We start from the raw sequence: 22,864 nt of genomic DNA, 5'->3' as shown, positions 1-22,864 counted from the left end.
AGAGGGTTGGGTGAGGATAGGATAGTATAGTAGCCCCACATCCGCCCTTTCGGGCCCCTTCTCTCCAAAGGAGAGAAGGGATTACTAATTCGTACAATCACCTCTCCCATTGATGGGAGAAGGTTAGGGCGAGAGTTCTTGGCATTTTCCAATTATGAATTAGGAATTAACGCCTTATATCTCAAATAATGATCCATTAAAACTAAAGCCATCATTGCTTCAGCGATAGGCACCGCTCTAATTCCCACGCAAGGATCATGTCGCCCTTTAGTTACTACGGTTACTTCATCACCAGAAACATTGAGCGTTTTTCCTGGAGTAGTAATACTCGAAGTAGGCTTTAATGCAATACTAACTTCTATATTCTGTCCGGTAGAAATACCACCCAAAATTCCTCCCGCATGATTGCTAAGAAACCCTTGGTGAGACATTTGATCACGATGCACAGAACCCAACTGATTCACAGCTGCAAATCCTGCACCTACTTCAACACCTTTAACTGCATTAATAGACATCATAGCATAAGCTAATGTAGCATCCAGTTTGTCGAATACAGGGTCTCCCAATCCTATAGGCACGTTTTTAGCAATGACATTTACGCGAGCGCCTACAGAATCCCCTTGTTTTCTTAAATGCTCAATCGCATCAGCAAGTTCCTGAATTTGAGTATTATTAGGACAGAAAAAAGAATTATTATTAATCTCTGATTCATCAGCAAAGTGCAAAACCAGATCACCCATTTGCTGCAAATATCCCACAATTTCCAGGTTTAAATGACGCTGCAAATACAAGCGAGCAATCGCGCCAGCCGCTACACGTGCTGCGGTCTCTCGTGCTGAAGAGCGCCCCCCTCCACGATAATCGCGATGACCATATTTATGATGATAGGTAAAATCTGCATGCCCAGGACGAAATAAATTTTTAATTTCTTCATAATCTCGCGAACGTTGATCCGTATTCTGAATCAACAGAGCGATAGGTGCCCCTGTCGTTTTGCCTTCGAAAACACCAGACAGGATCTGTACTTTATCCTCTTCTCGACGTTGTGTTGTATATTTGGATTGTCCTGGTTTGCGTTTGTCCAAAAAGGGTTGGATGTCTTCTTCTTTTAACAGTAATCCTGGTGGACAACCATCAACCACACAGCCAATAGCCGGGCCATGGCTTTCACCAAAAGTTGTTACTGTAAATAAAGTTCCAAATGTATTACCGGACATTAAAGTACTCTTTTAGTTGCTGCTTCGTTAATAAAAATATGCCATGTCCACCATAACTCATTTCAAGCCAAGTAAAAGGAACATGAGGATAAGCCTCACATAAAGCTGCTTCACTATTGCCTACTTCTACAATAAGAATACCCTCGTCATTTAAATAATCATGGGCGTTATGAAGAATTGTTTCAACAATGGCCAATCCGTTATTACTCGTTTCCAACGCCAGCACAGGCTCATGACGAAATTCGTCTGGTAAAGTTTGCATCTCTTCCTTGCCTACATATGGAGGATTGCTGACTATTAAATCATAGCCTACCTTGGGCACTTTAGAGAAACAATCTGATTCAATTAAATTGAGTTGTTCTTCCACACCGAGCTGTTCGCGATTAATCGCAGCAACCGCAAGTGCTTCACTGGAAATATCAACGGCATCAACCTGAGCTTCAGAAAAAGCATAGCAACATGCAATTGCAATGCATCCGCTACCTGTGCATAAATCTAAAATACGATGCACTTTATCAGGGTCGACCCAGGGAGAAAACTCATTTTTGATGAGTTCAGCTATAGGTGAACGAGGAATAAGAACACGTTCATCCACATAAAATGGAATATCACAAAAATAAGCTTCTTTAATTAAATAGGGTACGGGTACCCGTTGATTAATACGCTTTTCTAATTGCTGATGTAAATGTTTTTTCTCACTGGTGGTTAAGCGTGCATTAAGCCAATTTGATTCTAAATCGTAAGGCAAAGACAAACTTCTCAGAATCAATGAATGCATATCATCCCAAGCATTATCAGTGCCGTGACCATAATACAAATGTGCATCACTTGCACAGGACACACTAAAACGTAAAAAATCCAAAATGGTGTTTAATTCTTCCGTTTCTTTAAGTATATAATTGCTCATGGGATTTCGATTCTCATCCAGAAAAAGTACAAATTGTACCCTATGTTAATCAACAAATGTAGCCTAAGTACAATTCAGTTTTATTTAAGTATCAGAATTAGACCCTGGTTACACCCACTGCATTCAAATCAAAGGTACAAGCAGCACTACACCTGAGTTATACTTCAATTATTACTTAATCCTTTCTAGTAAAAAATGGCTGATGATTTTTTATCCGATGAAGACAAAGACCTGTTTCGCGAACATATGCGCTCGGTAAAACCATTGAATGAAAAAACCAAACGGGTAAAAACCTCGGAACCTAAGCCTTCAATTCCAAATAAAAAAGACAAACCCTCAGTAATACCACCAAAAAAGGAATATTACTTGTCCGATATGATTGTGGATACAGTACTTTCTGAAACAAAACTCTCCTATTCGCAATCAAGTATTTCTAACCAACGTCTTAAGGCATTACGAAATGGACAAATACCTTGGGAAGCCCGCTTGGATTTACATGGCTTAAAAAGTGAAAAAGCCCGAGACACCCTGTGTCAGTTCATTCAAACTCAGGCCGAGAATGGCAAAAGATGTCTACTAATTATTCACGGCAAAGGAGGCAACCTCGGTGCACCACCAGTAATTAAAAATTTACTCAATCGTTGGTTGCCCCAATTAGATGAAGTTTTAGCCTTTCATAGTGCCTTGCCCAAAGACGGCGGAAATGGGGCAGTTTATGTACTACTTAAAAAACAGAAATAACTGCGTCTCGCGGACAATCGGCAGAGTGTGGGCACAGATAGGATCAAGAGACAAACCCAGGCTACATTTATATAGTTCCGTTACTTGCGTTCATGCCTTATTCTGGGGATAATTCGCTACATTAATAAAATATCAAGAGAGAACATGGAACATTTAGGTCAATTTATCATAAATCATTGGCAATTATGGCTTGCACTTATCGTGGTTTTATCACTTATATTTATCAATGAGTTAATTACCCAGAAAAAGAAAGCAAAAGAACTCACTCCTCAGGCTGCTGTTGATTTGATCAATAATGAGAATGCTATAGTCATCGATTTGCGTGACAAAGATGCCTTTAAACAAGGACATATTATTGATGCGATCAATGCAAAAAGTGAAGATTTTGAACAGCAAAAAATGGATAAGTATAAAAATACGCCCATTATCCTCATTGCTTCACGGCCTATGGAAGCGCAAGCTCTTGCTAATAAAATTCGCGCCCAAGGGTACCAACCCCATGTACTTAGCGGCGGAGTTACTGCCTGGCAAAATGCAGAATTACCCTTAGTTAAAGGAAAATAAGATCATGGCTGAAATAATTATGTACAGTACAGGTTATTGCCCCTACTGTGTCAAAGCCAGGGAATTATTACAATATAAAGGTGCCTCATTTACTGACATTCGTATTGATTTACAACCAGAATTACGTGATGAAATGATAGCAAAAAGCGGCAGACGTACCGTCCCGCAAATTTTTATTAATGGCCAGCATGTCGGTGGCTGCGATGATTTATATGCCCTGGATGCCCAGGGAACACTCGATCAATTACTAAGAGGATAGCAATATCATGAGCGAACAAGCAAACCCAGCACAAAACCAAAATGAAACTCAATTCATGATTCAAAGAATTTATACCAAAGATTTATCTTTTGAAACGCCTAATACACCTGCTGTGTTTCAACAACAATGGGAACCAGAGCTGAATCTCGAAATCAATACTTCCAACACCAAATTGGAAGAGGGTGTTTATGAAGTAGTATTAACTGTAACTACCACCGTGAGCAATCAAAAAGCTACTGCATTTCTTGTAGAAGTGAAACAAGCGGGGATTTTCACCATTCAAGGTGCTCCTACAAATCAATTGGATCATTTGTTAAACAGCTTCTGCCCCAACATTTTATTCCCTTACGCTCGTGAAGCAATTACTTCTCAAGTAATTCGTGGCAGTTTCCCACAATTAGTATTGGCACCTATTAATTTTGATGCTTTATACATGCAACAAGTTGCCGAAAAACAAAAAGAAGGTCAAGCTTAAAAAATACAAGTACATACTAAAGTATTGAGCCCGGGTACAGGCAAAGCCCTAACCCGGGGGTTAGTATAAGAATCTGTTTTTCAACCGGGTCACTTCGCTTGATCCCACTACCAATACACTCCTTTTTAAGAGCATAAAATGAACCAAAAAAACATTACCATATTAGGTGCTGGATCTTGGGGAACGGCTGTAGCAATTCACCTCGCCAAAGTGGGACATCGTGTTTTGTTGTGGAGCCATGATCCGCAGCAAGTTGCTCTTATGACGGAGAAAAAAACAAACCCGCGCTATCTACCTGATATTGATTTCCCTAAAACATTAGAGCCTTCAACCGATTTTGATCAGTGTGTGAATGAAGCCCATTACGTTATTATTGCAGTGCCTTCTCATGCTTTTGCAGAAATTATCGGCAAAATAAAAATACCACCTCAAGGATTAGCTTGGCTGACTAAGGGTATTGATCCACAAAGCCATCAATTATTAAGTGATTTAGTGGGTCAAACTTTTGGCCCTACTTTTCCCAAGGCAATTATTTCAGGTCCATCATTCGCCAAAGAAGTAGCCCATTTCTTACCTACGGCAGTGACTTTAGCCTCTAATGACTCAGAATACCAAAAAAATGTTCGTGAGTTACTTCATCACGATAACCTTCGTGTGTACTTGAGTGATGATCTGATCGGCGTACAAATTTGTGGTGCGATTAAAAATGTTTTGGCTATTGGCTGCGGCATCAGTGACGGTTTAGGTTATGGTGCAAATGCCAAAGCCGCATTAATTACCCGCGGACTCGCAGAAATGGAGCGTCTGGGACTGGCTTTGGGAGCACGTGCAGAAACTTTTCTTGGCTTAGCTGGCGTAGGGGATTTGGTCTTAACCTGCACTGATGATCAATCTAGAAACCGTCGCTTCGGCTTACTCCTCGGACAAAATATCAGCATCAACGATGCAGAAAAGCAAATTGGCCAAGTTGTAGAAGGTAAATATAATGCTTCTCAAGTCTGCTTCCTTGCCAAACAGCATCATGTAGAAATGCCTATTTGCGAGCAAATTAACGCCCTTTTGCAAGGGAAAATTAGTCCCAAACAAGTGGTACAGAACTTAATGAGCCGCCCTCCTAAAGAAGAGTAACTGCACTCTCAATCCGCCGGATTCTGCCTTAAGCTTACAAATTTTCCCGCGCAAGCGAGAATTTATGCTGGAACTACTCTGTTCTTTATCAGGAATGGTTCCCGCTTGCGCGGGAACTACAGTTCTTAAATGAATTTCAGCGTACGTAGAAATTATATTTAGGATTTAACATCCACAAGCTCAATGTCCTCAGAGAACAACCGATCGCCTAAAAATATCTCGCCCACAATTTGGAAGCGCTTCACTGAATCCGTTACTAAATAATTTACGGAACGGCTCAAAGAAGGAACATCATTCAATAAATCCTGCTTTTCGAGCAACTGATACAGAGCATGTGCAGTGGCATGTGCTGAATCCACTATAGTAACCCCTTTAGGTAACAAGTCACTCAGCAAAGACTTAAATACAGGGAAATGGGTACATCCAAGGAGCACCGTATCTTCATTGGTAAAACCATCCAAGTAATGTTTTAATGCTTCGCGCGCTACTTGATTGTTCACCATGCCTTCTTCTGCTAAAGCAACTAAAACGCTGCATGCACGCGTATTAATTATTGCTTGAGGTAAATGGTGGGTAATTAACTGTTGGTATGCATTGGATGCAATTGTTGTTTCAGTAGCTAAAACAATAATACGCTTGTTTTCAGTTGCCGCTACTGCTGCCGCAGCACCTGGTGCAACCACACCAAGCACTGGCATACCAGGTAGCATTTCCTGTAAATACGGTAATGCGGCTGTAGTGGCGGTATTACAAGCAATGACTAAAGCCTTAATCCTCCGCTCAACCAGCAATTTTGCCATTTGCATGGCATATTGTTTTACCGTATCTGGACTTTTAGTTCCATAAGGAAGTCGAGCGGTATCCCCCAAATAGATAAACGATTCTTGCGGTAGCCCCTCCCGCAATGCACGTAAAACAGTTAAGCCGCCCATCCCTGAGTCAAATACACCAATCGCCAATTGGTTTGAATTCAATTGTATACCCCTTTTTAGTAATTATCGCTTAAACCTACCCCCCAAGAGTCTTAGCTGTTCCTTCTACTTTCTTATCTTTTTCAACTTCTTTCTCGATATTTTGATCTTTATCGCCACTGAGAGTATCTCTGTAGAATGAAGTTGAGTTTTTAACACCTTTATCCACTTTATCTCGTTTCTTTTGATCAATCATGGAGGTGAATTCCCTTACATGTTCCGCAGTGTATCCACTGGCTTTTTCCTTGAATACTTTATTATAAACAGAAACTTCGGTAAAACCTCTCCAGTTACGTTCCCCATCAGGTTTCCAATTCGCAGTTCCTGTAATGGATATTTTATCACGAGAGAATTTGGGGTGATGCTCGCCTAAAACATTGAGAGCGGTCCATAAATAGGCCAATTCTTTCTCTTTACCACTCCAGCCTTTCAATTTAATAAGACTCTGGCCATCCCAATCTTTTAACAATTCTCTTGCTGCTCTCAAGGATTGATCCGCTCTATGAACGGGATCATCTACTGGCACAGCAATCATTACCTTTATAGGTCTAGAACTGACTACATCATTTCCTGCTAAAGTTGCTTTGGGAATAGATCCATCAGGATGATAATCAATAGCAATACGTCCTTTTACTTCTGTTGAATCAGGCTTCACATAAAGCGTATTGATACAAAAAGCTTTACCTTGCTCAGGGATTTTGTGTAACTTAGAGGTCTCGGAGTCGCCACTTGTATTAGTAGCTCCGGTGGTCACACTAGGAGTACGAGCTTCAGCCTTTATAGGGAAGTAATCAAGGCCACTGCCAACAATTTGACCATCAATTTTTTTGATATCACTCAGATCGAGTGTGGAGTATGTAGTAGATGCTGTCTCCACCACCGCAGTGAGCTCTCGCTTCATTATTCCTTTAATTTGTTCTAAAGCACCATTTTCTCCCGAAATTTTTTGTTTTATTTCTTTATAAAATTTGAGCTGTTCCTTAACATCCGTTATTTCTTTCTTTAACTTCTCATGCAGTGGATCTAATTGTTCTTTTACCTGAGGACTTACACCACCAGCAGGTGTATTATCTAGACGGACTTGAAGCTCGGCCTGAACCCGTTCTAAATGCACGATGACCGTATCACATTGCTTTTCCAAAGCTTTATATTCTGCTATCATTTTCTCAGCTTTGTTTTTGGCTTTGACTTCATTGGCCCCGCTATATAAAGCAGGTAGAGACTTAAGATCCTCTTTAAGCGCTTCTAAATGTCCTTTATGTTTTTCAATTGAAGACTTACTTTTTTGCAGTCGTTCTAAGTCCTGATTGATTTCTTGTATAGTGGATAGTTTAGTTTGATCATCTATGCCAAAAAGACTCGTAATTCTCATGCCTTTTAGTTCATTATACACGCTTGGCGTAAACTCTCTGCTTAATTCTTTTTTTAGTGCGCCCTTTAATGGATCACGATTAGCAACTGCTTCAGGGATGAGGTTATCAAGAAACTCGTGAACATTAGTGCTCGATTTAAATTTCTCAAAAAGATTCTTGACATCGGCTGTGATATGATACTCATTTCGCAGCGGCATCACCGACACCCCTTGAATGTCAAGATGAGCAGCTCCCGTAACTCTTGCAAGAATCTGCACAAATTTTTTCTGTGTTGGACCTAAAGCCTCATCTTCCTGCACTCCATTGACCCTGACCACCACATGAGATACAGCTTGGTGAGCATCAAATAAAGGTTTATTTTTTTTATGTTCGTCTTGTACCGCATCTGCTATCGGATGCGTGGGTACCTTTAAAGTATTTACAGAATCACTTTGCAGATCAAAAGATTTATAAAATGCATTTTTATTTGGAGCCGGTACGGCACATTTTCCATGAATATCGTCAATTAAGGTTTTATAATGAGCGAGGTTAGTAAAATCGAGGTCTTTGTTTGCTAATAACCTTTCATTTATACCATCAATCATCGCTTTATTAGGAGAAATATAATCAAGCCCCATCAAAACTTTAGCTATTGTGGGATTCATGATTTGTTTAAAGGCCGCAGCACGTTCATTCTCTCGAACAAGCGCATCCACAACAAGCGCACTGCCATTGGCGTCTTTATTTCCCCAATAATACTTAATTTCTTCGGGACTTTTTGCATTGATTACAAAAAGCAATTCGTGCTGCTTACTAGATTCCAAAATTTGAGTTTGCTTTGTATCGGGTAACTGTTTAAATACTTCCATTAATTTTGGATGCGACACCGCACCTAAACGAGAATATTTTTCAACCGCAGCTTTAAACTTATCCTCCCGATCTTTTCGCGAAAAGGCAGCTATCTGATCACGAAGTGTCTCTCTTAACTCAGGCAAGTCTTTTTCCTGAACAAAATCAAATGTAACTCCATTTCCAACCTTAGTAACGAGCTCTTTTCGGAAACTCTCTAAATTACCAGAAGCTGCATGGAGTTTTTTTAAGGAATCAAGATCAGCCGGAGTACCACCTGAACCTATTTTTTTTATGATATTCGCCGTTAAAGCCACTTTAAACGCGGATAAGTTGGTATCAGTTATAGCCTTGCCGATAATTGCCTTATCATCGGCATCGGCGGCTGCTCCGACGAAATTTTCTAATTGGGTTTTTAAGGTATCTTTATTTAATTCTTTTAATGGATTGAGTAAAAGAGGATCATTAATTGCTTTATCTGTAGCTAATATCTTAGCTTTTAGGTATTGCTCACATAATGGTTGTTGGTGAGTAGTACCAAGAGCCGTTCTTTTACTAGCCTTCAAGTTCGCCATTCTAGCTTTATATGGGTTATTCGCTAGATCCTCTTTTAATTTTGCATCGGCAGCCAATGCATCTAAGAATGCTTGTTCACCTTGTTTAAGCGTATTTTTCATTCCCAAAAGATCGATATCTGAAACGGTGCTTTTAAAATTTTGCAGTTGTTTCTCAAACTCAGCTATAGCCTTTAGATCCAGTAAGTTGTCTCTTCGCTTTGTAGCGGCATCAACAACTACCGCAACGGAGTCAAATGCCAAACCATTTGTTATATCATCTAGTGTTTTCCCAGGAGGTAGGGTAATTCCGCCTGCAGTAATAAGTGCTTTCGCAGCAGTTTGAAATTCTCCTATATTTGTTGCCTTGGTTAGATCATCAAATAATTTAGGATCAGTGAGTTCGGGTTTGGCTATTAATTTTAGTAGTAGCTGATTTGCTGCTTCTATTCTTATCTTAGCTAAAGAGGCATGGGTTAGGACATCCTCATTGCTTGGATTCCATCCATGTATCTCACCAAATTTAAGTCCAAGAGAATTCTCCCTCGATGCTAAGTATTGTCTAAGTATTGTTCCATTATCGGTAAAATCAGAGGTTAAAAGGCCTACTAAAACATCATTTTGCGCAGCTGCTAATGAAAATTTGACACGTTGTTCAGCGGCTGCTTGTTTTATTTCTTTCAAAGTAGGAGTATCTTGTAGTCTGGCGCCCAAAAAATCATCATTTTGGACGGGGTTAGATGAGACAAATGCAGCTCTGGCACCTCTTTTTATAGTTCCCAAGCCCCAAGATGGAGGAGCAATAGTGCTGTCCATCTGCTGCCAAAAAGCTATACTTTCATCCGAAAGTACTGCTGATCTAAACTCTTTTGGATTATTGGCATCAGCTTTTAATAATTCGTCTAAAGCACCATTTCTTTCCGCTTCTACAACACCAGGTCCTCGTAACTTTGCAGTATTCTTTAATACGGTTAAAAGCTCTTTATTCTTAGGCATAATCAAACACTCCGCAAACCATAATGTATCTATTTTAAACTTATTTTATTAAATAAACCTTAAATTTCATCGCTTCAGCACATCTTGCTTGAATATAGGGGGTAAGATGAACTAACTTTATAACATTATTATAGCAAGATTAAAGGATTAAGTGATGAAAATCATACGGATTGGATTATTATTAGCATTAATTAATTTTGCTTATGCTCAAGGTTGCGTCATTGGCGAGATTCCTTCGAATCCTCGTTATGTGTGTTTTGATGGTAGAACATTGCAGCTTGCAGAAGATGGCCATTATCGTTGGAATGCCAAACGAGGGTGTTTTGTTAGTGCCGTCCCTTGTTGTGCATACAAAGCCACCCATTACGCATTTTACCCCGATCCCACCAAAATCGGTGCCGCCTATGCACGTTGCCGACATGATTACCCATTCCACCTGGGAGAAATGCAAACCCATTAATTTCTAATTTTCATAAGTGAGAGAACACGGCAATTATTTGTATCAGGCTGGATGTGGGTTGGTAACCATTCACCTGCGTCCTGAGGAGTTTACACGGGACATGAATTTTGTAACTCATAGGCCGGAGGGGATTCTGCTTGCTTGGCACAAGAAAAGAATGAAAAAGAATTGGATTCTTTGGCTTGGTTACGCTCCAGAGCCCGGTTAATTAGGGTATTAATTTCCCATTGTGTGGAACTCCAACCATATAATCCCCGTAATTGGCGAATAATCCATAGTTTACTGCGTAGTTGGCGTATGTATTTCACCCCTGCCGATTCTTCTTCAGATGAGTAACCATTTATGTCGTATCTTAACTGGTTCAGTCTATTCTCAAAATTAGGATGATTTTGATTAATCTTAATAAAACGCTTAATACTTTCTAGAGCTAAATTCTTTTGGAATTTCAGACAAAAACGATGATCCTCACCTATATCTCTTAAAATCTGCTTGAATGATCGATAACTCATATTCGGTTTTATTTGTTCCAAATAAGGATTTTTAAAAGCATATGCTTTAACTAATTGCATAAGACCAGAATCTCTATATTTTTTGGTTATATACGCTCCATTGTCTATTAAATGTTTGATGATTAACACTCCATTTTTCGTTACATCCTGTTCATCATCTACCCCAGCTTGAACTCGTTCCACTACAATGTCTAAAGGAGTTTTACCGGCTTTATTTTTTACATTCATGAACTGAGCAAACATGCTCAAAGTTTCTTCATAGCGATACTCACCCAGCTTAATTGCGGTATGTAACGGTGTATCTCCTTTCTCAAATCCACCGGCTTCATTACATAAGGTCTTATAGTGAATAAAAGAATTACGGACTTGTTTTACAAGAACCTCAGTTACTAGATGCGGCGGAATAATTTCTTGCAATAAAGCTTTGGTTTTTTCATTATCCAAACTGCCTACATAATTTCGAAAATCTTTTACCGAAAACAATGCAGCCCGCAAACGGGCAAGCCTTGCTATGGTAGTTTGGGTCATCAATGCAACTTCAGCGCGATCTGCCGCATTCTCCATTTCTGCACAGTCTTGTACTGTTTGCTCAATGATCTCATTGGGAATTAAAATATGTTTATAAAATGATTTCCATTTCGCTTGGGTGAACCGAGAATTATTACTGAGCAGAGAAAAAGCATTAATATCGGCATAATTATGGTATTCCTTGTTGTCAAAGGGATTAGCAATATAACTAAATTTTGTTGGCCAATAGGAATTAGACGAATTAGTTAAACACGTGAGTGACTTAAGGTCTTTGACGGTAATGTCAAACGCATGAGCACCGTGCATTAAATGAAAAGGTCGGCGAGTATGAAACCCCATAATGCTATCTACGAACATTAAATCATGATCAATTTTAAAGAACACCACCTGAGGCTTACCATTGCGCTCTACCAAATAAAAGCCATAGTTTCCTTTATGCAGATCATCCTCTTCCAAAGTATAAGAAGTCGCAAGGATGCTGGCTAAAGAGTCATAATCAATGGTTAATTTTCCATCTATCTCCGCTTCGACTAAGCGCGCAAAAAAGCCCTGAGGTAATTTATCTAGAAAATAAATGGGTATTTTAGTGGGATCATTGAGTCGTGATGGAGTTGAGTCATAACCTGTATTTGGATCATTTAAAGCATAAAAGTCATGCTCTAGCCCTTCCTTGTTGGCTATAACATAGCAAAGATGCTGAACAGCCAAACCAAGAATGTTTTTGTCACCATCGACCACCAAGTTGTTCGATGGCGTTAAACCAGATAATAAAAACAGGCGAGCCAATTGGCTAAACATCACTTCCAAACGAGAAAATTGCGGTTGACCGTATTTATTCTTTTTATAAATAATTTTATAAGCGGGTTTTTCCCGACTGGGGGGAGTATATACTGCTTTAAGATACGTCTCATGACCCGATGCGTGTGAAGGCGGTCCTAAGGTAATATCTTTAATCTGAAAAAATGCAGCCATGAACCATAAATCGGAATCAAATTGCGCTAAATTTTAACATGAAGAACAAAAAAATCAATTCTCATCAATAGTTAACGTATCATTTTGAGAATCAAAGTCACCGCTACTATTTAAACGAATTTGTAAACCCACATTATTTTTTGAATCCGCATACTTAATTGCATTTTCTTGGGAAATTGCTCCGCTTCGGTATAATTTTAATAAAGCCTGATCGAACGTCTGCATCCCCTGTTCGGTGCTGCGCTCCATAGCTTCTTTGATGTCATCAATTTTTCCTTTCTCGATCAAATCAGAAACATAAGGCGTATTTAATAATAATTCTACAGCAGCCATACGTTGATTATTCACGCCAGGAATAAGACGCATTGAAATAATAGACCGTAAATTGAGCGACAAGTCCATTAATACCTGTTTCCGTGCATCTTCGGGGAAGAAATTAATAATGCGGTCCATTGCTTGGTTCGCATTATTGGCATGGAGCGTCGAAATACATAAATGGCCTGTTTCTGCATAGGCAATAGCATGCTTCATCGCATTGCGTTCGCGAATCTCACCAATTAAAATCACATCCGGAGCTTCACGCATCGCATTGACTAAGGCATTATCATAACTCATGGTATCAATACCCACTTCGCGTTGGTCCACTATTGATTTTTTATGTTGATGAATAAATTCAATAGGGTCTTCAATGGTTAAAATATGCCCGCTTTGGTTTTCGTTACGATAATCAATCATTGATGCCAAAGTAGTTGATTTACCGGATCCAGTTGCACCTACAACCAAAACCAGACCGCGTAACTCCATAACTATAGTTTTTAAAATCAGCGGTAAATTTAATTGTTCGAGTGAAGGAATTTTATTTTTGATATAACGCACCACCATCGAGATGTCTCCACGCTGGCGAAACAAATTAATTCTGAAACGCCCGACAGAAGCAATGGAGAGCGCCATATTCAGTTCCAAAGTAGCCTCGAATTCTTTGCGCTGATCATCATTCATCAACGATAAAGCAATTTCAGCCATTTGTTGGGATTTGAGTGGCACCTGCCCTACAGGAGAAATTACCCCTTCAATTTTAATATTAGGTGGCGCCCCCACACTAAAAAATAAGTCTGAAGCACCGCGGTCAACCATTAATTTAAAAAAAGGAGTTATGTCCATATATCATTCCACCATCGTCAGAGTGTAGCCTGGGGGCTTCACCTGAATCTTATACTCATCTCTGAAAAACCTGTCCAGCCCTATCCCGACGTCCCGCGGCTTTGTCCGCGGGATCCAGAAAATCTGCCTAAAACCCTGGACCCCGCGGACAAAGCCGCGGGGCGTCGACAAAGGTGTGATCAAGAGACAGGTGCTTCACCCTGGCTATGACAAGACCAGTTAAGAAATCACCAAATCACGTATCCTTCGATTTTCCAATTCATTCTGACACGTCTTTAAAAAAATCGCCTTGGCATTTTTCGCTGCCTCGCTCTGTACTGGCATTAAATCAACCACCTCATGGAGACGCATCAAAAAACTTACACATTCTTCTTTAGTATATTCTATGGATTTCATTTTTGGTGAATGACTTATCTCTTTTATACTCTTATCCTCCAATTCACTTTTCAAACCCAAACTCAGATCAAGCATTTTTTGAAAATAATTAGTGTTATAAGGAGCCATAGCCAAACGATCTGCACCATCATTCTTCTGGGGTGTCGCATTCCAGCGTTCCGCTGCTTCTATAAACTCCTTCATGTTTTTAGAGTCTAAGAACTGAGAATAATGAACCACTCCATCTGGAAAATGTTTTCCTAAATGATTTCTTACTTCAAATTTTTGTTCTTTTAAAAACTCTAAAAATTCTTCTTCAAAACGAACAATCCCTCGTGTTTGGGGATGAGTCACCACATCCAACGCAATGATATGTTCATCAGGGCTGCTCGTACCGGTTGGAGATAATCCTCCATTAGTTCCTTTCAAATAACGAACATAGACCGCGTAAGTTATCGGGTATTCTCCACGCCTCGATGCCTTGTTTACCTGATTTTCGATTTGTTGCAAAATTGCTTCTAAATTCTCTCCAGCCTTGTCATCTTTTACAGGGATAAAATAATCCACATCACGAAGTTTTTCAGGGAACGCGACTTGGGGATGGGTGATATGATTTTCAAAATCGACTATAGATTTTGTTCCTCGTTCTTCAATCGATTGAGCCGCTGCAATTAACATAAACTCTGGCAATAAACTTCTTAATTCCGAATTAACTAAGAAGTCCATTAAATCTTTACCCAACCTTAGTCCCAGCTCTTGGGCCAAAGAAGTAATCGTTGGTGCATAGGTTGGTTGAGTCTTTTGAGTTGGTTTATCCGTAGTGTAATTCCACATACGCACTTGCCATTGATGAACATTCTCACCCAGTGGGGAGGAGCTTGGCATTCCCATAACACTCACATAGTGATTATTCTTTAATATATCTCCCAGTTTGCCTTTCATTTCTTCGGTATTGTGAAATACTGCGATTGTTTCTCGTAAATTGTAAGCCTTCACCGCGCGCATTTTGACACTAAGAATAACTCCTAAAAAACCGCTATGTGCTGCACATAATGTTTGAAAATCAGGATGGTCCGGGGTCAGTTCACGAATGTTTCCATCCATATCACAAACTCGAATTGACTCAATCAAGCCACTGACTGCCGGCTCATCACGACCTGTACCGTGTCCTCCATGCCCAAGTAATCCTACTAAACTTGCCCAACTCAACATACTAAGCGTCGATGAAGATAAATTATTTTTTCGCAAAAATTCTGCATATTCGGCTATTTGCATTCCAGCACTTACCTCAACCAATGAGGCAGGAAGCTGGTGAATTGGATTGTTGGGATTAAGCCATGCCGGTTTGGTATTAAGAGGGCCTAGGACTTTCGCTTTGTGAAATTTCTTTTTAAAACGAAGAATAATGTCAGTACCTTCGCCTTCAGAAGAAGCTCTTCCTCCTACTACTTCTGAAAAAGAAAAACTGCCTTTACCGTATTCTTCTTCCTGAACTTTGGACCATGGAAATAAACAACAGCTTACACTGTTGTCTTTATTTTCCCAACCGGCCGTCGCTCTTAAGGTAATTTTATTCTTTGGAGTCCGCCCCTCATTCATCCGTTTTATTTCTTTCATAATTAATTGAACTTGCGCTTCACTATCTACATCAACAACCACAGCTGAGGGATTACGTACGTTTCCCATAAAATTCGTCCAACCCTGACTGCAAGAAATTTTGTTGCGGGTTAGCATATCCATAAATTCAAATTTTAGCTTGGCTGGAAAAGTCATCATTGCTCCTATCGTTGATTAAACATCAAAAAGGTAAAGACTTTATCCATCCATCATGTCATAAGTTCTTGAAACTTTACACATACACGTCTTTGTGACTGGAAATCCCTCGTTTCGCCTTCCAATTCACCTTGAGGCACTAAGCTTTCTTTTTTACTGGATGCTGCGAACAAGTCGCAGCACGTAGTGCTCTGGGGCAGTCCAAAAAAAACGTAATTGCATACCACGTTATCCTGAGGAGTTTACGACGAAGGACCAGTTTTGACCTAAATTTATGTCATTCCCGCGCAGGCGTGAATGACACTATATATGATTAATGACACATATGAGTAATAATACTATATACAAACAAGTTACCCATTAATGGACTCGAAAAATGGTACAAAAAATGTGACGATATTTCAGGTTTAGGATAATAACGTCGTAACCTGGGGTCCAATACGCTTCACCCAGGCTACCACTAGCACAAGAATTACATTTTTTCCAAAACTTCGTGCAAATATTTAACAGGTTCGATTACCATTGAAGAGTTCTGCTGTTTTGGTGCATTGGCAAAAGGCACTATTGCCCGTTTAAACCCATGTTTTGCTGCTTCTTTTAATCGCTCTTGCCCACTTTGAACGGGTCTAATTTCACCTGCCAATCCTACTTCACCAAAGATAATGGTTTCCCGATCAAAAATTCGATTACGTAAACTCGATACAACGGCGGCTAATAATGCTAAATCAGATCCTGTTTCCGTCACTTTTACACCACCTACTACGTTAATGAAGATATCCTGATCGTAGGTAGCAATGCCCCCATGTCGATGTAATACAGCAAGTAAAATAGCCAGGCGATTGGATTCAAGCCCAACCGTTACACGTTTGGATTGCTGCCCATGTGCCTCATCCACCAGCGCTTGAACCTCCACTAACATAGGACGCGACCCTTCCCACGTCACCATCACTGCACTACCTGCAGTAGGTTCTGGTTGACGCGATAAAAAAATCGCTGACGGGTTGGCTACTTCTTTTAAACCTTTGTCCGTCATCGCAAACACGCCAAGTTCATTGACCGCACCAAAACGGTTTTTAATGGCACGAATGACCCTAAATCGGCTGTCACTTTGACCTTCAAAATATAAAACGCTGTCTACCATATGCTCTAAAACTCGTGGGCCTGCTAAAGCACCCTCTTTCGTTACATGTCCAACCAGAAACACGGCGGTTTGGGTTAGCTTAGCAAAACGAACCAATTGTGCGGCCGATTCACGTACTTGGCTCACCCCTCCTGGAGCAGAACTGATATTTTCCGTAAAAATAGTTTGAATGGAATCGATCACAATCACTTTAGGACTTTCTTTTTGTGCATGAGCAATAATTGATTCGACCTGTGTCTCGGCTAAAAGTCTTAAACCCGCCAAGGGTAATCCCAGGCGCTTGGCACGCATCGCTACTTGTTGTAAGGATTCTTCACCAGTGACATATAAAACAGTTTCCTGCATCGAGAGATTAGCCAATGTTTGTAATAACAAAGTGGACTTACCAATTCCTGGATCGCCACCGATCAGGACTACAGAGCCATAAACTAAACCGCCACCTAGTACTCTGTTCAATTCGGATAAGCCACAATCCATGCGCACTTCTTTATCCATAACCACATCTTCTACAGCAGTGATTACCGAACGTTGATTCACCCAAGAGCCGCTGCGCGAATTTTTATTCACAGGCATACCTTCTTCTGCGATTGCATTCCATGCCCCACACTGCGTGCATTGTCCGGCCCATTGCTTAAAAATTGCGGCACATTGACTGCATACAAATTGGGTTTTCGTTTTCATACTTATTCCATCTGATTCGGTTGCCGTTAATATACACGATTTAGCTTATTGAATCTTCATTATGCATGGCCTGAATACCTCACTTAAATTTAAATGTGAGGTAGCCTGGCTGTGAATCCAATTCAAATAAAATTAATTTACTTACATTGAATCCTGAGTACAACTCAGTATAATCAGTACATTTTGCACAATCAGGACAAAATCTATGAGCCAAGGTATGCATTTTGAGCAGTCGATCACGGAACTAGAGGAAATTGTCAGGCAACTAGAAAAAGGCGAACTCTCTTTAGAAGACTCCCTGAAACAATTTGAAAAAGGAATTAGCCTGGCCAGAAATTGTCAGGATGTGCTACAAAAAGCCGAACAAAAAATAGAAACATTAACCTCGGCAGAACCCAGCTCGGATGAACAATTAAGTGATAAGTAATTACATACAACGGCATGAAGAATTTCTCAAGCAAATAATCAATGACTCTTCTGTGCCTGCAACAACGATACGTTCGGCAATTAATTATTCTCTTTTCCCTGGCGGAAAGAGAATCAGACCTATTTTGGTCTATTTAACTGGAGATTTGCTCAATCTGGATCTAAAAATTCTCGATGTTATTGCTGCCGCAATTGAGTTAACGCATTGTTATTCTTTAATTCATGATGATCTCCCTGCGATGGACGATGATGATCTGCGTCGTGGTAAACCGAGTTGTCATAAAGCTTTTGATGAGGCGACAGCGATTTTAGCTGGTGATGGCATGCAACCCTTGGCCATTGAAGTCCTATTAACTCATCTTTCTCCACTGATTGACCCCCAACAAGTCATAGCAGTTACTCTTGAGCTTGTTAAAGCCAGCGGCATTAGTGGGATGGTGAGCGGACAAAGTCTAGACTTATCTGAATTAGCCAAATCATCTACTAGCGAAAAACAGCTTAGAGAAATTCACTATCTTAAAACTGGGCGACTTATTTTAGCGTGCATTGAAATGGTTCTAAATGCCCGTACAGTACCCGAAGCCCATCAAGTCGCTTTACAGACTTATGCCAGTCATTTAGGTCTGGTTTTTCAAATGCAAGATGACTACCTGGATCATTATGCTCCTGCAGATTTGGGTAAAGGCCGCTCCTCTGACTTGGCTAACCAAAAAACAACATTTGCGACTCTATACTCCAAAAATAAATTGGAAGAAGAAATCAACACGCATTATCAAATTGCGTTCGATGCGCTAAAAATATTTGATCAAAAAGCACTTGCATTGATTGACTTAACCAAGCAATTACAAGAACGTAGTCAATTGGATAGGTAATAAATAATTTTCAATCCGATACTCAAAGGAGAAAATTTGATCCCCAAGGAAACTACGTTAAAACATGGATACCGGAATTAGCACAAGTTCCCAATAAATGGATTCACAAACCTTGGGAGGCCCCTCAAAATGAGTTGCGCATTACGTTGGGCTTATCCTTTACCATTAGTGGATCATAATCTCGCAAGGAAAAGAGCATTACAAGAATATCAAACGATTAGGAAATGAACGATATTTTAACTCTTTCGCCTCGTTATCTGCGAAATAGGGATCATGGTTTCAACCCCAAGTTCTGTTTTTCTTTGCTCGCCCTTCCAGGCATGTCCGTACACTACTTCATAAGTTAATGGATATTTTCCTTTATCCGTTTGCAGGGTAGAGTAATTTTGTTCGAATTGTCGCCAGGCCATTTTCCCCGTTAAACCTTGGTTTCGTTGCGGATTAATATTTATTACTCCCTGGGCTTTTAAAGCCTGTAATAACTGAGGCAGCGTTTCATAATGTACCGCCAATAATTCCATATCAACTACGGGCTCCAAAAAGTGCTCAGACATCAAGCAATCACCTACATCATGCATGTCAGCAAACTCATTCACATGAGCATGCTGATTCACTCCGGACCAAGCATGTTTCAATTCTTTAAAGGTATCAGGCCCCAAAGTAGTAAACATCAAGCATCCATTAGCGTTCATGACTCGATTCAATTCCCGAAAAACTCGCTGTAACGGACCGCCCCAGTGAATCACTTGATTGGCAAAAATTAAATCAAATGCACCTGTAACAAAGGGCATATGCACCATATCTGCAGCCACTAAAGGCCATTTGCGTCGCCAACCTTGTTTTTTTTGTGCCTGAATTAGCATCAGCTGTGCCAAATCCAAACCAACAACTTGGGCCTTTGGATACATTTGGCTCAATTCATAAGAAAAAAAACCTGGTCCACATCCTAGGTCAAGAATACGCTGCGGCTTCATATTCAAATACTGCAATCGCTCTAGTAACCGTACTCCAATCTCTTGTTGTACTTTAGCAGCACGTTCATATTCAGCGGCATGATGATTAAATGCCTTGCTAATTTCATAGATAACAGCCATTATAAAACCAGGAAAAATTAATGGATTCCAACGCTCGTGCGCCAGAAAATATGGAGTTTAACACAAAGTTTAAGCTTGTACTCAATATGTGCTTTATGCAATCAATTTCATAATAACAAAATGGCGGTATGTCACGCGTGTATTTCGCTCATGACGCCTTTAGGCCCTGCTTGTCATTTCTGCGCTTATCCTTTACCTGATACGCATCTGTCGGTCTGCGGGCGCTGTATTAAAAAAACACCTCATTTTGACCGAACAATTATTCATTACATCTTTGAAGAACCATTGCGCAGTCTTTTGCATCAATTTAAATACCACAATGGCCTTTATCTTGGTTCTTTTTTAAGTCACTTAATTCTTAACTCTCTCAGTCATGGAACGAGGCCTCAATGTTTAATTCCAGTCCCTATGCATCCACAACGACTTAAGGCACGCGGATTTAATCAAGCAGCGGTTTTAGTTCGTTTACTCGCCAAAGAACTAAAGTTACCTTATGATTTAACCAGTTGCCAAAAGATCATTAACACAGAGCCCCAGGCAAGTCTTGATGGAGAACAACGGCAAAAAAATTTACGCCATGCGTTTAAAACAAAAAAGCTTCCCTGGCATCATGTAGCAATTATTGATGATCTTTTAACAACTGGCAGCACTGCAAATGAACTGGCTTTCACTTTAAAAAAATCGGGAGTTAAACAGGTAGACATATGGTGCTGTGCACGAACCGTTGGTAAATCATAAAATAGGTATCCTGGTTTCTCACGCAGGATACAATGATATGATTTTATTTGCACTCTGGTTGTCGAGTGAGTTCCGATTCATTAATGCCGCAGAATTGCAACATCATGGAAACATCAATGCCATAGGGAGTAATACTATGCGCCACACTGTTAACAGATAAAGAGCCATAACCATGGCCATGCGATTGATAGATTATCTCATTCTGATCGGCAAAAGCTTGAATTGCCTCTTGAGCTGCTTCTAAGCGACCATCAAAATTACCTTTATCAATATTTAATTTCGTATTTTTAATGGCAATCTGAATGTTATTATTTTGGACTGGTTCCTCTGAAAAGAACCGACGATAACCTTTTTCTTGTCTCCCGCTGCGTCCTTCTAGTTGTTGCTGCAATCTTTGATACATAATTCACCTTTTTTAGACAAACTGATTGATTGTAATTGCTTTTCAAGAACGAAGCAAACCCTGCATCAATCATCTAATTAACTATTAAAATTTAGACTCGCTGCAGATCATTCATTAATAAATGAACCAATAAGACACAAAATATAATAAAGAACAGTCGATGCAATAAAAGTTCCATAGGTACCGAGACCGCTTTGCCGCGAACTTTTTCAATGAGCGCATACACTATAGAGCCTCCATCCAAACCTGGGATAGGGAACAGGTTAATCACGGCCACCGCCAAACTTAAGCTAGCTATAAAAAATAGAAAAACAACCACGCCTTGGGTAAGTGAAGCCACTGACGCTGCAAAAATACCTAGAGGTCCTAACAATACTGAAAAAGGGATTACTCCCGTAAGTAATTGTTTCAATATCATTAGAAAAAAATAAACCATATTCCCCATGAATTCATTCGTTTTATGTATTGCATCCATGAGGGATGAAGCCCGCAATATGTTTTTGGGCGCAGATAAATTCGGTTTAATTCCCAATTGCGTCAATAAAGATATTTTTGCCCCATGAAATTGTTGATGGCTTAAGTCAAGCATGGCATTTGACTCTTGCCCATTAGTCCGAATCAGCGTAACAGGAATATTGTTCTTTCCCCATAGAGTCACCAAACGCATCCCCACATCGCTCCAAGTCGGAGTAGCAGAACCGTTAATCGATTTAAATTTATCACCAGGAAGCATCCCTGTTTTCGCTGCGGTACTGTTGGGAAGTACTTCTTTGATTTCTGGCATAGTGTATGTAAGGCCTATGCTATACACCAGAACAAAAGCAAACCATGCGGTAATCAGATTTGCCACTGCTCCTGCAAGTAAAATAAGAATACGCTGCCAAATCGGTTTTTTATCAAAACATACGGAATGTTGCTTTGGATCTACGGGACTGATACGTGTATTTTCTAATTGGACGTAACCTCCTAATGGAAAAAATGCCCACACCCATTCACAACCACTTCGACTTTGCCAAATCAATAACGGCTTCCCAAAACCTATAGAAATTTTTTTGATTCTTACTGAAAAAATACGTGCTACTAATGCATGCCCACCCTCATGTATTCCAACAACCAAAATTAATGTAAGAATAATGGCGATTATTGCCAAAACCATAAACTACTCCTTCACCGAGGGCGCGTGTTATCAACGATTAATTCCAATACGGGAGTTCCTTTTCTACCATCGAGTTCATAACCTTGCCGATAAACTTCAAAAATACGATACGCCTGATTCGACTCACTATCAACTAATTCAACATCATCACCTTGTTCATCAATTAAGGTAACCGTTAAATGAATCTCACGAAATCCAGCGATATGATATCGTTCTTTAAATAATTCTAGTACACGTGCCAAACTTTTTGCTGCTTCTTCGCCACTATGTTCGCCTTGCAGGATAATATCCATGATGCTCTCCCCGTAACTTGGGATTTTTGTATAAAACCCTCTATTCTTGTTAGCGGCAAAATATGAATGTACTTTAATTTTACAATTAGTTTTTTTAATTGTCTGCGGTAAAGCCTTAAGCTCGGTTCTACTGCACATCATTGAAGTTATAGAATCGTTGCCGCTAGAAATCAAAATAAAGAAATAAGACAGCAGGCCTACAAATTTACTGACTAATCGTTTACAATTCCACGATTAACTCAATAATTCATATTCCAATAATTTATATT

The 22,864-nt window shown here is 39.9% G+C and carries 22 protein-coding genes; 10 read left to right on the top strand and 12 right to left on the bottom strand.

The window, feature by feature from the left end; genetic code table 11:
- Positions 1–152: 152 nt before the first annotated feature.
- Positions 153–1,217 carry a chorismate synthase gene (aroC, locus tag ACWTEW_RS19865; protein ID WP_454780241.1) on the bottom strand — a complete coding sequence of 355 codons (1,065 nt, stop codon included), beginning with the start codon at positions 1,215–1,217 and terminating at the stop codon, positions 153–155.
- On the bottom strand, positions 1,207–2,124 hold the full coding sequence (gene prmB, locus ACWTEW_RS19860; protein ID WP_454780240.1) for a 50S ribosomal protein L3 N(5)-glutamine methyltransferase: 918 nt from the start codon (positions 2,122–2,124) through the stop codon (positions 1,207–1,209). Before prmB ends, aroC begins: the two co-directional genes overlap by 11 nt.
- 195 nt (positions 2,125–2,319) lie before the next feature.
- On the opposite strand from prmB, the gene ACWTEW_RS19855 reads away from it, so the two are divergent.
- The 5 genes from ACWTEW_RS19855 to ACWTEW_RS19835 all read left to right on the top strand — a co-directional run bounded on the left by ACWTEW_RS19855 (position 2,320) and on the right by ACWTEW_RS19835 (position 5,291).
- Entirely contained in the window at positions 2,320–2,865 is a 546-nt protein-coding gene (locus tag ACWTEW_RS19855) for a Smr/MutS family protein (protein ID WP_454780239.1), read from the top strand.
- Between the two features lie 144 nt (positions 2,866–3,009).
- Positions 3,010–3,429 carry a rhodanese-like domain-containing protein gene (locus tag ACWTEW_RS19850; protein WP_454780238.1) on the top strand — a complete coding sequence of 140 codons (420 nt, stop codon included), beginning with the start codon at positions 3,010–3,012 and terminating at the stop codon, positions 3,427–3,429.
- A 4-nt stretch (positions 3,430–3,433) separates the two neighbouring features.
- Entirely contained in the window at positions 3,434–3,688 is a 255-nt protein-coding gene (grxC, locus tag ACWTEW_RS19845; protein WP_454780237.1) for a glutaredoxin 3, read from the top strand.
- A gap of 7 nt (positions 3,689–3,695) precedes the next feature.
- On the top strand, positions 3,696–4,163 hold the full coding sequence (gene secB / locus ACWTEW_RS19840) for a protein-export chaperone SecB (RefSeq protein WP_454780236.1): 468 nt from the start codon (positions 3,696–3,698) through the stop codon (positions 4,161–4,163).
- A gap of 138 nt (positions 4,164–4,301) precedes the next feature.
- Positions 4,302–5,291: an NAD(P)H-dependent glycerol-3-phosphate dehydrogenase gene (locus tag ACWTEW_RS19835; protein WP_454780235.1), complete on the top strand. Its 990-nt coding sequence runs from the start codon at positions 4,302–4,304 to the stop codon at positions 5,289–5,291.
- A 158-nt stretch (positions 5,292–5,449) separates the two neighbouring features.
- Here the strand turns inward: ACWTEW_RS19835 and murI are convergent, their stop codons facing one another.
- The gene (murI, locus tag ACWTEW_RS19830; RefSeq protein WP_454780234.1) at positions 5,450–6,265 is read right to left on the bottom strand and encodes a glutamate racemase; all 816 of its coding nucleotides are present in this window, start codon (positions 6,263–6,265) and stop codon (positions 5,450–5,452) included.
- A gap of 34 nt (positions 6,266–6,299) precedes the next feature.
- Positions 6,300–10,013: an AAA family ATPase gene (locus tag ACWTEW_RS19825; protein ID WP_454780233.1), complete on the bottom strand. Its 3,714-nt coding sequence runs from the start codon at positions 10,011–10,013 to the stop codon at positions 6,300–6,302.
- Between the two features lie 154 nt (positions 10,014–10,167).
- Here ACWTEW_RS19825 and ACWTEW_RS19820 point away from each other — a divergent pair, with 154 nt between their 5' ends.
- A complete protein-coding gene (locus ACWTEW_RS19820) occupies positions 10,168–10,473 on the top strand; it encodes a hypothetical protein (protein ID WP_454780232.1) in 306 nt (101 codons plus the stop codon).
- An 89-nt stretch (positions 10,474–10,562) separates the two neighbouring features.
- On the opposite strand, the gene ankK is transcribed toward ACWTEW_RS19820, so the two are convergent.
- The 4 genes from ankK to radA form a co-directional block, all read right to left on the bottom strand.
- Positions 10,563–12,482, bottom strand: a complete 1,920-nt coding sequence (ankK, locus tag ACWTEW_RS19815; RefSeq protein WP_454780231.1) for a Dot/Icm T4SS effector AnkK/LegA5 — start codon at positions 12,480–12,482, stop codon at positions 10,563–10,565.
- 54 nt (positions 12,483–12,536) lie between these two features.
- Positions 12,537–13,643, bottom strand: a complete 1,107-nt coding sequence (locus tag ACWTEW_RS19810) for a PilT/PilU family type 4a pilus ATPase (RefSeq protein ID WP_454780230.1) — start codon at positions 13,641–13,643, stop codon at positions 12,537–12,539.
- 219 nt (positions 13,644–13,862) lie between these two features.
- Positions 13,863–15,791, bottom strand: coding sequence for an L-gulono-gamma-lactone oxidase (locus ACWTEW_RS19805; protein ID WP_454780722.1), 1,929 nt, complete (start codon positions 15,789–15,791; stop codon positions 13,863–13,865).
- A 472-nt stretch (positions 15,792–16,263) separates the two neighbouring features.
- Positions 16,264–17,613 carry a DNA repair protein RadA gene (gene radA / locus ACWTEW_RS19800; protein ID WP_454780229.1) on the bottom strand — a complete coding sequence of 450 codons (1,350 nt, stop codon included), beginning with the start codon at positions 17,611–17,613 and terminating at the stop codon, positions 16,264–16,266.
- 205 nt (positions 17,614–17,818) lie between these two features.
- On the opposite strand from radA, the gene ACWTEW_RS19795 reads away from it, so the two are divergent.
- From ACWTEW_RS19795 to ACWTEW_RS19785, 3 genes are read left to right on the top strand one after another with little or no spacing between them, the layout of a single operon-like run.
- The gene (locus ACWTEW_RS19795; protein WP_454780228.1) at positions 17,819–18,040 is read left to right on the top strand and encodes an exodeoxyribonuclease VII small subunit; all 222 of its coding nucleotides are present in this window, start codon (positions 17,819–17,821) and stop codon (positions 18,038–18,040) included.
- The gene (locus ACWTEW_RS19790; RefSeq protein ID WP_454780227.1) at positions 18,030–18,911 is read left to right on the top strand and encodes a polyprenyl synthetase family protein; all 882 of its coding nucleotides are present in this window, start codon (positions 18,030–18,032) and stop codon (positions 18,909–18,911) included. Before ACWTEW_RS19795 ends, ACWTEW_RS19790 begins: the two co-directional genes overlap by 11 nt.
- Positions 18,911–19,090, top strand: a complete 180-nt coding sequence (locus ACWTEW_RS19785; RefSeq protein ID WP_454780721.1) for an FAD-binding domain-containing protein — start codon at positions 18,911–18,913, stop codon at positions 19,088–19,090. Before ACWTEW_RS19790 ends, ACWTEW_RS19785 begins: the two co-directional genes overlap by 1 nt.
- A 57-nt stretch (positions 19,091–19,147) precedes the next feature.
- On the opposite strand, the gene bioC is transcribed toward ACWTEW_RS19785, so the two are convergent.
- Positions 19,148–20,005, bottom strand: coding sequence for a malonyl-ACP O-methyltransferase BioC (gene bioC / locus ACWTEW_RS19780; protein WP_454780226.1), 858 nt, complete (start codon positions 20,003–20,005; stop codon positions 19,148–19,150).
- 36 nt (positions 20,006–20,041) lie between these two features.
- Between bioC and ACWTEW_RS19775 the strand changes: the two genes are divergently transcribed.
- Complete coding sequence (locus tag ACWTEW_RS19775) at positions 20,042–20,743, top strand: ComF family protein (RefSeq protein ID WP_454780225.1); 702 nt, start codon at positions 20,042–20,044, stop codon at positions 20,741–20,743.
- Positions 20,744–20,786: 43 nt separating this feature from the next.
- Here ACWTEW_RS19775 and ACWTEW_RS19770 read toward each other — a convergent pair whose 3' ends face one another.
- From ACWTEW_RS19770 to ACWTEW_RS19760, 3 genes are all read right to left on the bottom strand, one after another.
- Complete coding sequence (locus tag ACWTEW_RS19770; protein ID WP_454780224.1) at positions 20,787–21,146, bottom strand: hypothetical protein; 360 nt, start codon at positions 21,144–21,146, stop codon at positions 20,787–20,789.
- A 91-nt stretch (positions 21,147–21,237) separates the two neighbouring features.
- Positions 21,238–22,302, bottom strand: a complete 1,065-nt coding sequence (locus ACWTEW_RS19765) for a M50 family metallopeptidase (protein WP_454780223.1) — start codon at positions 22,300–22,302, stop codon at positions 21,238–21,240.
- 11 nt (positions 22,303–22,313) lie between these two features.
- Positions 22,314–22,595 (bottom strand): hypothetical protein, encoded by a 282-nt coding sequence (locus ACWTEW_RS19760; RefSeq protein ID WP_454780222.1) that lies wholly within the window; start codon positions 22,593–22,595, stop codon positions 22,314–22,316.
- Positions 22,596–22,864: the final 269 nt, after the last annotated feature.

It is taken from the genome of Legionella stuttgartensis (genome assembly GCF_977063405.2).
Note: the sequence above shows the minus strand (reverse complement) of the source record. Positions and strands in the feature narration are given on the sequence as shown.